The sequence below is a fragment of the Verrucomicrobiia bacterium genome, from assembly GCA_035574275.1.
GTDB lineage: Bacteria > Zixibacteria > MSB-5A5 > DSPP01 > DSPP01 > DSPP01.
Map to the genome: position 1 here is coordinate 44,189 of DATLYY010000006.1, position 10,810 is coordinate 54,998.

14 protein-coding genes are annotated in these 10,810 nt (G+C 55.6%); 2 read left to right on the forward strand and 12 right to left on the reverse strand.

Translation table 11 applies throughout. The features are described from left to right. Positions 1-57: 57 nt before the first annotated feature. The 6 genes from VNL73_01300 to VNL73_01325 all read right to left on the reverse strand — a co-directional run bounded on the left by VNL73_01300 (position 58) and on the right by VNL73_01325 (position 5,639). The gene (locus tag VNL73_01300) at positions 58-1,254 is read right to left on the reverse strand and encodes a TIGR00300 family protein (protein HXF48045.1); all 1,197 of its coding nucleotides are present in this window, start codon (positions 1,252-1,254) and stop codon (positions 58-60) included. 6 nt (positions 1,255-1,260) lie between these two features. Beyond that, the gene (locus VNL73_01305; protein ID HXF48046.1) at positions 1,261-2,556 is read right to left on the reverse strand and encodes a TolC family protein; all 1,296 of its coding nucleotides are present in this window, start codon (positions 2,554-2,556) and stop codon (positions 1,261-1,263) included. Between the two features lie 66 nt (positions 2,557-2,622). Continuing rightward, positions 2,623-3,255, reverse strand: a complete 633-nt coding sequence (locus VNL73_01310) for an OmpA family protein (protein ID HXF48047.1) — start codon at positions 3,253-3,255, stop codon at positions 2,623-2,625. A gap of 72 nt (positions 3,256-3,327) precedes the next feature. Next, complete coding sequence (locus VNL73_01315; protein HXF48048.1) at positions 3,328-3,882, reverse strand: NfeD family protein; 555 nt, start codon at positions 3,880-3,882, stop codon at positions 3,328-3,330. Between the two features lie 85 nt (positions 3,883-3,967). Beyond that, a complete protein-coding gene (gene ispG, locus VNL73_01320; protein HXF48049.1) occupies positions 3,968-5,077 on the reverse strand; it encodes a flavodoxin-dependent (E)-4-hydroxy-3-methylbut-2-enyl-diphosphate synthase in 1,110 nt (369 codons plus the stop codon). Between the two features lie 49 nt (positions 5,078-5,126). After that, positions 5,127-5,639, reverse strand: a complete 513-nt coding sequence (locus VNL73_01325) for a DUF4396 domain-containing protein (protein ID HXF48050.1) — start codon at positions 5,637-5,639, stop codon at positions 5,127-5,129. A 115-nt stretch (positions 5,640-5,754) separates the two neighbouring features. Between VNL73_01325 and VNL73_01330 the strand changes: the two genes are divergently transcribed. Beyond that, complete coding sequence (locus tag VNL73_01330; GenBank protein HXF48051.1) at positions 5,755-6,069, forward strand: hypothetical protein; 315 nt, start codon at positions 5,755-5,757, stop codon at positions 6,067-6,069. On the opposite strand, the gene VNL73_01335 is transcribed toward VNL73_01330, so the two are convergent. The 6 genes from VNL73_01335 to ffh are packed head-to-tail and all read right to left on the reverse strand — an operon-like array spanning position 6,047 to position 9,908. Continuing rightward, the gene (locus VNL73_01335) at positions 6,047-6,406 is read right to left on the reverse strand and encodes a YraN family protein (GenBank protein HXF48052.1); all 360 of its coding nucleotides are present in this window, start codon (positions 6,404-6,406) and stop codon (positions 6,047-6,049) included. The two genes, VNL73_01330 and VNL73_01335, sit on opposite strands and share 23 nt — an antisense overlap. Further along, the gene (locus VNL73_01340) at positions 6,403-7,026 is read right to left on the reverse strand and encodes a ribonuclease HII (protein ID HXF48053.1); all 624 of its coding nucleotides are present in this window, start codon (positions 7,024-7,026) and stop codon (positions 6,403-6,405) included. Before VNL73_01340 ends, VNL73_01335 begins: the two co-directional genes overlap by 4 nt. Before the next feature lies 1 nt (position 7,027). After that, positions 7,028-7,417 (reverse strand): 50S ribosomal protein L19, encoded by a 390-nt coding sequence (rplS, locus tag VNL73_01345; protein ID HXF48054.1) that lies wholly within the window; start codon positions 7,415-7,417, stop codon positions 7,028-7,030. Between the two features lie 9 nt (positions 7,418-7,426). Next, entirely contained in the window at positions 7,427-8,140 is a 714-nt protein-coding gene (gene trmD, locus VNL73_01350) for a tRNA (guanosine(37)-N1)-methyltransferase TrmD (GenBank protein HXF48055.1), read from the reverse strand. A 25-nt stretch (positions 8,141-8,165) separates the two neighbouring features. Continuing rightward, on the reverse strand, positions 8,166-8,549 hold the full coding sequence (rpsP, locus tag VNL73_01355; GenBank protein ID HXF48056.1) for a 30S ribosomal protein S16: 384 nt from the start codon (positions 8,547-8,549) through the stop codon (positions 8,166-8,168). Positions 8,550-8,582: 33 nt separating this feature from the next. Next, the gene (ffh, locus tag VNL73_01360; protein ID HXF48057.1) at positions 8,583-9,908 is read right to left on the reverse strand and encodes a signal recognition particle protein; all 1,326 of its coding nucleotides are present in this window, start codon (positions 9,906-9,908) and stop codon (positions 8,583-8,585) included. 267 nt (positions 9,909-10,175) lie between these two features. On the opposite strand from ffh, the gene VNL73_01365 reads away from it, so the two are divergent. Beyond that, positions 10,176-10,787 carry a thioredoxin family protein gene (locus VNL73_01365; GenBank protein ID HXF48058.1) on the forward strand — a complete coding sequence of 204 codons (612 nt, stop codon included), beginning with the start codon at positions 10,176-10,178 and terminating at the stop codon, positions 10,785-10,787. Positions 10,788-10,810 lie beyond the last annotated feature (23 nt).

Sequence of the window (10,810 nt, forward strand, 5' to 3'; positions counted from 1 at the left end):
ATCCCTAATCCCCAATCCCTGCTCCCTGTTTTATTTCCCCGCCCTTGCAAAATCGATTTACAATTCATTCGCCAATAAATGCAAAAACAGCCCCACGTCCGTCACCACCCCCCAGGCCTGGGAGGAGCCGCGGTCGGAGAGCTTGGTGACCACCGCCGGGTTGATGTCCACGCAGATGGTCTTGACCCAGGAAGGGAGCATGTTGCCTGTGGCGATGGAATGGAGCATCGAGGAGAGCATCAAAACCACGGTGGCGTTCTTCAAATATTTCCCATAGGCCGCTTGCGCTTCGATAAAGTCGGTAATCACCTCCGGCAGGGGGCCGTCGTCCCGCAGCGAACCGGCCAAAACAAACGGGATTTTCGATTTCACGCATTGATGCATTATCCCCGATTTCAAAACCCCCTTGCGCACGGCTGAAGGAATATCCCCCGCCAAACGAATGGCGTTGATGGCCCGCATATGGTGCTGGTGGCCGTGCTCAATCGGCTGGCCGGTTTTGGTGTCCACCCCCAGTGAAGTGCCGTAAAGCGCCTCTTCAATGTCGTGAACCGCCAGCGCGTTGCCGGCCAAAAGGGCTTTTACGTATCCCTTCCGCAGTAATTTGCACAAAGCCGGCCCGCCGCCGGTATGCACCACCACCGGCCCGGCCACAACTACGAGCCGCTCGTTTTTATCCTTCAGCAGTTTGGCGATTTTCTTGACCGCCAGCTCCACTTTCCGTTCGGAGGAGACCTCGTTGGACATAAAGGAAAACTCCGATCGGTCGCGCGACTTGGCTTCCGGCACAATGCGGATTCCTTCGTGCCCCATTACGACTAAATCTCCTTTTCTCAAATCCCGCAGCTTGCAGCAGAATGCTTTCTTGCCTTTCACCACGATGCTGGCATCCATCCGTTGCTCGCCCACTTTAGTCCAGTTGCCGTCCAGCCGCACCCAGGTTTCGTGGTTGGTGGTGGAGTAAAATCCCTCCGGCGCCGCCCCATCCTTGGGGGCCTTTTTCAGAATAATGGAGGCCTCTTCCGCCGGGCGGCAGCCCAAATCGGAAAGTTCGGAGAGAATAAATTCCAGTTTTTTCTCATTTGGGGCGAAAACCTTCAGCCGGGCGGTGCTCTCCTCCTCGTTGGTTTTTCCCATCCGGAAGGAAAGGATTTCAAAATTCCCGCCGGAGGTGACGATGCGGTCCAAAATCGTTGACATTATTCCTGAATCGACCAGATGCCCCTTGGCAATTATCTCTTTTTGCGTTCGCATACGCTCCTATTCAATTTTCTGCCCGGCCGCTTTTTCCAGGCGGGCCTTGGCGATAAGATAGTTGGAAACGGCGGCAAAGTAAGCGGTCTGGGCGGAGAGGGCCGAAAGCTCGGCATCCAGTTCTTCCAGATTGGTTATTACTCCCGCTTCGTACTGCACCTTGGCAATCTCGAGCGCTTTTTGCGCCAGCGCAATGTTGGCCTTCAAGGCGACAGAATTTTCCAGGGCCACCCCCAGTTCATAATACGCCTGACGAACTTCCTGCTCGATTTGCGCCTCGGTTTCCTTGATGGTCAAGTCCAAGGCCTTTTTCTGATTTTCTATTTCTTCCACTTTGTAGCGGGAATGAAAGCCGGAAAAGAGGGGGAAGATGATTCCCGCGCCGGCGTTCCAGTCCAGCTTCCAGACCTGCCGGGCGTTGAAGGGGTTTTTGTATTCGAGGTTGGAAAAAACCGAAAGGGAGGGGCGGTTTTCCACGGCCGCCAGCGCCAGCGCCCGGCGCAAAACCTGTTTTTCAACCGCCAGCGATTTCAATTCGGGGCGGTTGATTTTAGCTCTCGCAGTTGCTTCGTCAAGGTTTATCTCGACCGATTTAAATTCGAGTCCGCCCCCGAGTTCCAATGGATCGTCAATTGAAAGACCCAACAGATTGCGCAGCCGGTCATAAAGCGTCTTCAACCGCGCTTCGGCTTCCTTGATGGGCACTCTGGCGTTGGCCAGCTCTACTTTGGCGCGGAGCTCTTCAAAATTGGTCGCCTGCCCCACGGCCAGTTTGTTTTCCACCGTTTTCAAATGCCGTTCCAAGCTCTCCGCCGATTTTTTGCGGACCTCCAGATTCTTTTCCAAAGCCAAAGCCGACCAGAAAAGCTCGGTTGTTGCCAGCTTGATTTCCTCCTCCGACTGGGCCAGTTTCAAGCTTTCGGCAATAACCCGTTCCTTTTCGATGCGATACGGCTGGGCAATTTTTCCCCAAGTGAAAAGCGGGGCGTTTGCCGAAAGCCGGGCCAGATAATTATCCTCAAAGCCGGTGGTGATTTGCCGCTCGGCAGGAATTAGGGGAGGCATCGCCGGAATGAGGGCGCCCGGCGCATTGCCGAGCCGTGTGTAGGTGGCGGAGAGGCCGAGCGTCGGGTAAAAGGCCGAACGGGCCTGCCCGGCCTTGGAACGTTGCGCTTTCACCCGGCTTTTGGCCGCCTGCAAGAGCCGGTTTTGGGAAAGCGCCTGTTGGATGCATTCTTCCAGCGTAAGGGCGTGGGAATCGGCCGTCCAGAGAAGAATTGCGAAAGTCCAGAATTTTTTCATCCGTTCACCAATAAAAAAAGCCCCGAAAAATAACTTTCGGGGCTCAAAAAAGCTACTGCGCGAAAATTACGGGTAAACCTGCTGGGTCTGTTCCGGGGCGGAAGCGGTCGGAGGCCCCAAAACGCGCAAAACCACCCGCCGGTTGGCGGCGTTCCCCCCGCCCGTTTCGGAAGCGGTTTTCAAATTGCTTTCCCCAAAACTTATCGAATACATCCGGAAGGCGGGGATCTGATAATTGGCCATCAAATACAACTGCACAGCCTGGGCGCGGTGCTGCCCCAAGGTCAAATTGTACTTTTCCGAGCCGATCGGATCGCAGTACCCCTCCACTTCCATGATGAGACTTTTGTCTTCCTTCATCCGCGGGCCGATTTCGTCCAGCACGTTTTTGGTGATGTCGGAGAGGGCGAAGCTGTCAAAGCGGAAATTCACTTCCTTTTCCATAATCACGGTGTAATCGGCAAAGGCGGCCCGCATCGCGGCGGCCCGGCTGGCCTCGTCCTTGGCCTCGGAGGCCACCCGCATCGCCTCCGCCAGCCGCGCCTCGTGGGACGATTCCACCGAGGAAATTTTTTCGGCGTTGGCCCGGTCGGCCTCCTCCAGCACTTTCACCTTTTTGTTTACGTAGCCGGTGGTGGCGCAGCCGAAAACAAAAAGCGTTACCCCCAGCGCTCCGGCGGTTGTTTTTATAACACCCATAAAACCTCCTTTCATTGATGCCATTTATACCACCAAGCATCAAAAAAAGATGACTTTGCGGCTGAAAATTTTTTAGCGCCGGGAGGGTTTTACGTAGAAGGTGTTGCCGACAACCCGCACGATTTCCACGGGGGTGTTCTTGGCCAGTTCCAGATTGTCCAGCGAGCGGGCCGGGGCGGTAAAGCGGCTCCCCTTGGAGACGTACACGATTTCCCCCACGACATCCTTGCCGATGGGGGTAATCACTTCCGCTTGCGTGCCGACCAGAGTGGCAACTTCCACTTCGGAGGAGGATTGCGTGGCGGAATACACTTTGCGAAAAATCAAAAAAGCGAGCGCCCCGAAACCGAGGCCGGAGGCGGTCGCCACCGTCACGGCCGGGATTACCGTCATTCCCATCCCCTTGGCGGCGGCCAGGCCGCCGGCGCCGAAGGTGGTTACGAACGTGGCGATGATCATCGGGCTCATCGGGGAAAAATGCACTTCCCCGGAAACGCCGTGGCCGGTGCCGCCGGCGTCCGTGGCGGAAGTGTCATGTCCGCCGGTAAACGAACCCAAAAAAACGGTAATGATGGCGTAGAAAAGCCCGGCCAGAAGACAGAGCAGAAAGAACCCGGACAGCGCCATGGCTATCATTAAGCGGGGAAGTTAGGGGGTCAAAAGAGAAGTGTCAAACGGTTCAATAAGAAAAACGTGTCCTGTAGAAGAAGATCTATACGGGAATCGACTCCGGGACGGCGGCGGGCTTCCCTTCCGCCAAAAAGGAATGCACCTCTTGCATCAAGGCGTCGAAAATCTCCTCCTCCTTCACCTTTTTAACCACCTTGTCCCCGCGGTAAATAAGCCCGATACCCCTGCCGCCCGCCACCCCCACGTCCGCCACGGCCGCCTCGCCGGGGCCGTTCACCACGCACCCCATCACGGAGACGCGGATGGGTGCCGAGATTTTGGCCATTTCGACCTCCACCCGTTTCAACAGCGAAAACATGTCGATTTCGCACCGCCCGCAGGTGGGGCAGGCGATGATAACCGGGCCGCGCTGGCGCAGGCCCAACGATTTCAAAATTTCGAAGGCCACTTTGACCTCCTCGGTGGGGTCGTCCGCCAGCGAAACCCGTATCGTGTCGCCGATTCCTTCCGCCAAGAGCGTTCCAATTCCCACCGCTGACTTGATGGAGCCGGCAAAGGCCGAGCCGGCCTCGGTGATGCCCAAATGCAAAGGATAAATCGATTTTTCAGCAAAGAGCCGGTAGGCCGCCAACGCCTCGTTCACATCCGAGGATTTGAGCGAAACGACCACTGAATTGTATCCCATATCTTCGAGAATCCCGCAGTGGCGTAGCGCGGCCTCCACAATCGCTTCCGGTTTGGGGCCGCCGTGTTTTTCCCACAAATCCTTGGGGAGCGAGCCGGTGTTGACGCCGATTCTGATGGGGATGTTTCTTTCCGCCGCCGCCTTCACCACCTCGCGGGTTTTCCATTCCGCGCCGATGTTGCCGGGATTGATGCGCAGCTTGTCGGCTCCGCCCTGAATGGCCAGAAGGGCCAGCTTGTAATCAAAATGAATGTCGCAGACCAGCGGCAGGTTTATCCTCTTTTTGATTTCCGGCACCGCCAAGGCGGCTTTTTCGTCCAGAACCGCCACCCGCACGATTTCGCAGCCGACCTCCTCCAACCGCTTAATCTGCGCGACGGTGGCTTCAATGTCCCGGGTGTCGGTTGTGGTCATCGACTGCACCACAATCGGCGCCCCGCCGCCAATGATAACCTTCCCGGCCACCGTAACCGGCCGGGATTTGCGCCTTGGAAAAGTTGGATTCATAGCCCGTTAATTATACCATTTGAGAGGTCATTTGCAAGGGAAGTTTTGCTTAGTGCCTATGCTCGTGATGGCCGCGATGGGATGGTTCGTCCTCTTGCGATGGGGATGCGCCGTGGTGATGGTGGTGCAAAACGGCGTGTCCCCGCCCGCGGACAATCAGCCAGCGGTTGGCGGGAAAAGCGGCCAGTCCGGCCAGAATAAGGGAGAAGAGCAAACTGCCCCAGAAAAGCGGCTGGTCAAGCCCCGCTTCCATCGCCCCCGGTATAACTAACATCACGGTGTTGTCTACGATTTCCATTATGGTGATGGAAAGGGTATCGGAGGCGAAAGCCAGCCCCAAGGCAGTTAAAGGCGGCAGCTTGGCACGGAAAAGGGGGAGGAGGGTCAGCGAGTAGCCGAAAATGAAGGCCAGAATGATTGAAAGAACAACCGTAGCCCAATTACCCCAACCGAACGCCGTACCCAGCACCATCCCCAAAACCTCCCCGATGGAACAGCCGGTAAGACAGTGCACTGTGGCGCTGAAAGCGAGACGATTTATGGATTGGTTTTTATGTTCCATTTTGCTTGCTTTAAATTCGCATATACCATGAACTATGGCAAGGGGCTTTCTTCTTGACAGCCCCCCTTTAAATCTTTACGCTTGCCCCGTGCCGGAAAATGCGTCCCGCCGAAGATTGTACCTGCTTGTTGCGCTGCTTGCCATTGTCTCGGTCTTTTTCCTGCGGGATACGTACCGGCAGACCGCCTTGACGGAAGGGGATTTTGTCCGGTTGTACGTGGAGGTGGTCAATTTGCAAACCCGACTGGCGGATCAGCCGCTGAAAGCCCGGATGGAAACGGAACAAATTTTGGACAGCGCGGGGGTTACAGAAGAACAGTTGAACCGATTCATTGCGGAAATCAATAAAAAGCCGGAAAAGTGGGTCGGGATTTGGGAAAAAATCAATAAAGAGCTGGAAAAGGACTCTATTCTTCCAAAAAATCGGTGATGTAGATGAATTCCGGCGGCTTTTGGGAAAAATCGATGCCGACAAAATCCCAGCGGAAGGAGGCCTCCGGCATTTTGGCACGCTCCAGATAATCGTAAGCCGCCTCAATTAATTTTTTCTTTTTGGCCGCCGTCACCCGCTCCTCCGGATGCCCGAAGGAGCGTTCCCAGATTGCCTTGACCTCCACAAACACCAGTTGTTCGCCATCTTTGGCCAATAAATCAATTTCCTTGTGCCCCGCGCGCAGGCGGCGGCCGATGATTTGAAATCCCTTTTGAATTAAAAACCTCTCCGCCGCCTTCTCGCCGGCTTCCCCTTTTTTGGCGATGGAGCTCACTTGCTAAAGAGAGTGGGGGCGGTGATATGGTCGCAGAAAGTTTTGCGGTGGATTTCGGAAACCCCTTTTTCGACCACAAACGCTTTATGTTCCGGCGTGGGGTACCCCTTGTTTTGGGCCAGATTCCAGCCGGGATACTGTTCATCCAATTCCTGCATCATCCGGTCGCGGGTGACTTTGGCCACAATGGAAGCGGCCGCCACCGAGGCGGAAAGCCGGTCACCTTTTACTATTGCCTTTTGAGGGAAGGTCATCCTGGGGATTTCGAATTTGCCGTCCACCAAGACAATTTCCGGCATAATCTTGAGTTTCTCAATGGCGCGGCGCATCGCCAGAAAAGAGGCGTGATGAATGTTGAATTCGTCGATTTCGGTATGGGAAGCGACTCCGGTTGCAACATCCAGCGCCTTTTCAAAAATAAGGCCGAAAAGCTCTTCGCGCTTTTCGGCCGTCAACAGTTTGCAATCGTTGACCGGCAGGCCGGTGAATCCGGCGGGGAAAATCACCGCTCCTGCCACCACCGGCCCGGCCAAGGGGCCGCGGCCGGCCTCATCCACGCCGCAAATCAGGGAAAGCCCGTTCTTCCATAGTCCCCGCTCGGTGGCGTAGATTTTGGCCAAGTTATTCGTTCTCGGCGGTTGCTCCCGGACCGGAGGCCTCTTCCAGTTCCTTCATCTTTTCCTCAATCCGGGCCGATTTTCCTTTCAGGTTGCGCAAATAGTACAGCTTTCCGCGGCGAACATCGCCGGTTTTGACCAGTTCAATTTTGGCCACGGACGGGGAGAAAAGGGGAAAAACCCGCTCCACCCCCACGCCACTGGAGATTTTGCGCACGGTGAAGCTTTCGCGGGCGCCGCGCCCGCCGCGGGCAATCACGGTTCCCTGAAAGATCTGAATCCGCTCCTTGTCCCCTTCTTTTATTTTGACGTGCACTTTCACCGTGTCGCCGGGGCCGAAATCGGGCCGTTTGGCCTTCATCTGGCGGGCTTCAATCATCTGTATCAAGTTCATACGGCCTCCTTAGCTTTCCAGCAATTTTTGATCTTCTTTGGTCAGTTTAAATCTTTCAAACAAATCGGGACGCAAAGTTTTTGTGCGTAAAAGCGACTCCCGCCTTCGCCAGCGCTCCACTTCGGCATGGTTGCCGGAGGTCAAGACTTTGGGGACGGAAAGCCCCATAAACTCCTCCGGGCGGGTGTAGTTGGGATATTCCAAAAGCCCGGAAGTAAAGGAATCGGCCCGCACACAATCCTCGTTTCCCACCACGCCGGGAATCAATCGCACCACCGCTTCCGTTATCACCATCGCCGGAACTTCGCCGCCGCCCAGAACATAATCCCCGATGGAGACGCAGTCCGTGACTACAAGCTGCCGGACGCGCTCATCCACGCCCCGATAGCGCCCGCAGATGATAATCAACTGGTCTTCGTTCGCAAACTCTTGCGCCAGCTTTTGGTTGAACAGCTTTCCCTGCGGGGTGGTCAGAATCACGCGCGGGTGGCGGCCATTTTTCAAACTTTCCACGGCCTTCACCAAAGGGGCCGGCAGCATCACCATCCCGCCCCCGCCGCCGTACGGGGTGTCGTCTGTGGTTGAGTGTTTGTCCTCCGCAAAGCGGCGCAGGTCGGTCACAGAAATATCGACCAACTTGCGCGCGACCGCTTTGCCGAGCACGGATTCGGACAAAAACGGCTCAAAAAGGCGCGGAAAAATGGAAATAATGTCGATTTTCATCGATGCTTAAATCCCAAACCGATTGTTATTCGGCTTTTTTCTCTTCCCCTTTGGGGGTTTCTTCTTTTTTGCCCTTCTTGCCGATTTTTTTGGCTTTGGCGGCTTCCTTGATGGTGCTTTTCAAAACCACGCCGGAGACATCCTTGCCGGCCTTTTTAAACGACAATTTCTGGGTTAAACCGGTGTGTTTAAAGAGGGCTTTGACCGTATCAGAGGGCTGGGCGCCCACCGCCAACCAGTAGCCAATCCGCTCCTCGTTCAAATCCACCACGGCCGGTTTAACCTTCGGGTTATAGGTGCCCAAAGTTTCCAAAAAGCGCCCATCCGTGGGCCGGCGGGAATCCGCGGCCACCAGCCGGAAGAACGGTTTTTTCTTGGCCCCTACGCGGCGCAGACGCAAAACTACCATAAATCCTCCATCGTTTCTGTTTTCATCCGTTTGTTAAAATCTACCCAACCGGCCCAGCAGGTCGGCTTTGAATTTACCCATTTTTGAAACCGATTTCATCATTTTGGCCACCTGCTCGAACTGCCTAAGCAATTGGTTCACCTCCTGCACGGTCGTTCCCGAACCCCGGGCAATACGCCTGCGGCGGGAGCCGTCGAGTATCTGCGGGCGCTCCCGCTCCAGGGGGGTCATGGAAGATAAGATCGCCTCCGTATGTTTCAAACCGTTTTCATCGAAGCCGGCTTCCATTCCCCTGCTCAAGGCGGCCGGGAGCTTGCCGGCCAGGGTATCGAGGGGGCCCATTTTTTTCACTTCCAAAAGCTGCTGGCGGAAATCCTCCAGCGTGAAACTTTTTTTCCGCAGCCGCTCGGCCAGTTCATCGGCCCCCTTCTGGGAGAAGGCCTCCTGGGCCTTTTCCACCAGCCCGACGATATCCCCCATTCCCAGAATGCGGGAGGCCATCCGGTCGGGATAAAACGGCTCCAGGTCGGCCAGTTTTTCGCCGACGCCGACCAGCTTGATGGGAATACCGGTCACTTTTCTGACGGAAAGGGCGGCGCCGCCGCGGGCGTCGCCATCCAGCTTGGTCAGAATCAACCCATCCAAGCCCAATTTTTGGTGAAATTGCTCAGCCACGTTGACAGCGTCCTGACCGGTCATGGCATCCAGTACCAGCAAAATTTCGGTCGGCTTGAGCTTGGGCTTCATTTTGGCCAGCTCGTTCATCAGCTCCTCGTCGATATGCAGGCGGCCGGCGGTGTCCACAATCAAAAAGTCGGCGCCGTCTTCCAGCGCATTCTGGCGGGCTTCCAAGGCCCCGGCGACGGCATCGTCCCCCGCCAAATGAGTTTTGACCCCAATCGAATCCCCCAAGACCTTCAACTGCTCGCGGGCGGCCGGGCGCTGGGTGTCGCAGGCCGCCAGCCAGACCCGCTTCCCTTTGTTTTTGTATTGAAGCGCCAATTTGCCGCAGAAAGTGGTTTTGCCGGAGCCCTGCAGGCCGACGGCCATAATCACGGTCGGCGGGGCGCCGGCCGTCTTGACGAGTTCGGCTTTCCTGCCTAAAAGCTCGACTAACGAATCGTAAACGATTTTGACAAAAAGCTGACCCGGTTGAATGGAGGAAAGCACTTCCGCGCCAAGGGCTTTGGCCTCCACTTCGGCCAGAAACTCCTTGACTACTTTGTAATTTACGTCCGCTTCCAAAAGGGCCCGGCGGACTTCGGAAAGCGCTTCGCGGACGTTTTCCTCCGACAGTTTTCCCTTGCCGGAAAGCTTTTTGAAAATCGCGCCGAATTTTTCAGTCAGCTGATTGAACATAATTTTACCGTTTTTGCGAAATTTCAGTCTTTACGCAAACCCAAATTATACCAAATTTTTCCCCAAAAACCAATGGTTTTTTGGGGCGGTTTCGCAGGGGCGAGGTTCCCTCGCCCGGGCGGGGAGACCCCGCCCCTACAAGGACAAAATTCCTTTTCTTTTTTGAAATTTGGTTGTATAAACCTGTGTTAACGAAAGCGGCCTTGGGCCGGTGGGAGGGTTGAATGTATTCAACCCCTGCAAAAAACGAATAGAAAGGAGCGGGAAATGCGTTTGCGTCATTTCGGGATGGTACTGGCTTCGATATTGGCCTTGGGCGCTTTTGTACAGGCGGATGAATTGCCCATCGGCGAGACGGGGCCGGCGTTTTCGCTTTTGGGAACGGACGGCAAGACCCATTCCTTGGCCGATTACAAGGATAAAAAAGGGGTGGCGGTGATTTTCACCTGCAACGCCTGCCCCTACGCCAAGGCGTTTGAGGACCGCATCAACAAACTGGCCAAGGAATTTTCGCCGAAGGGAATCGCCTTCGTGGCCATCAACCCGAACGACCCGGGGCGGGTGCCGGAGGACAGCTATGACAACATGGTGAAGCGGGCCAAGGAGAAGGGATTCGTTTTCCCGTACGTTTACGATTCCACTTCCGAAGTGGCGGCGGCCTACGGCGCGAAGGTGACGCCGCATGTCTTTCTTTTGGATGCCGATTCCAAGCTGGTGTATCGGGGACGGATTGAGGACGAGACGGACGCCAAAAAGGTGAAAAGCCGGGATTTGAAGGAGGCCTTGAACGCGCTTTTGGCGGGGAAGCCGATAAAAATGGCCGAAACCAAGGCGTTCGGCTGTTCCATCAAGTGGCGCAAGCCGGCGTCCACCAATTAATTCCTTAGCTTATCTGTTTGCGG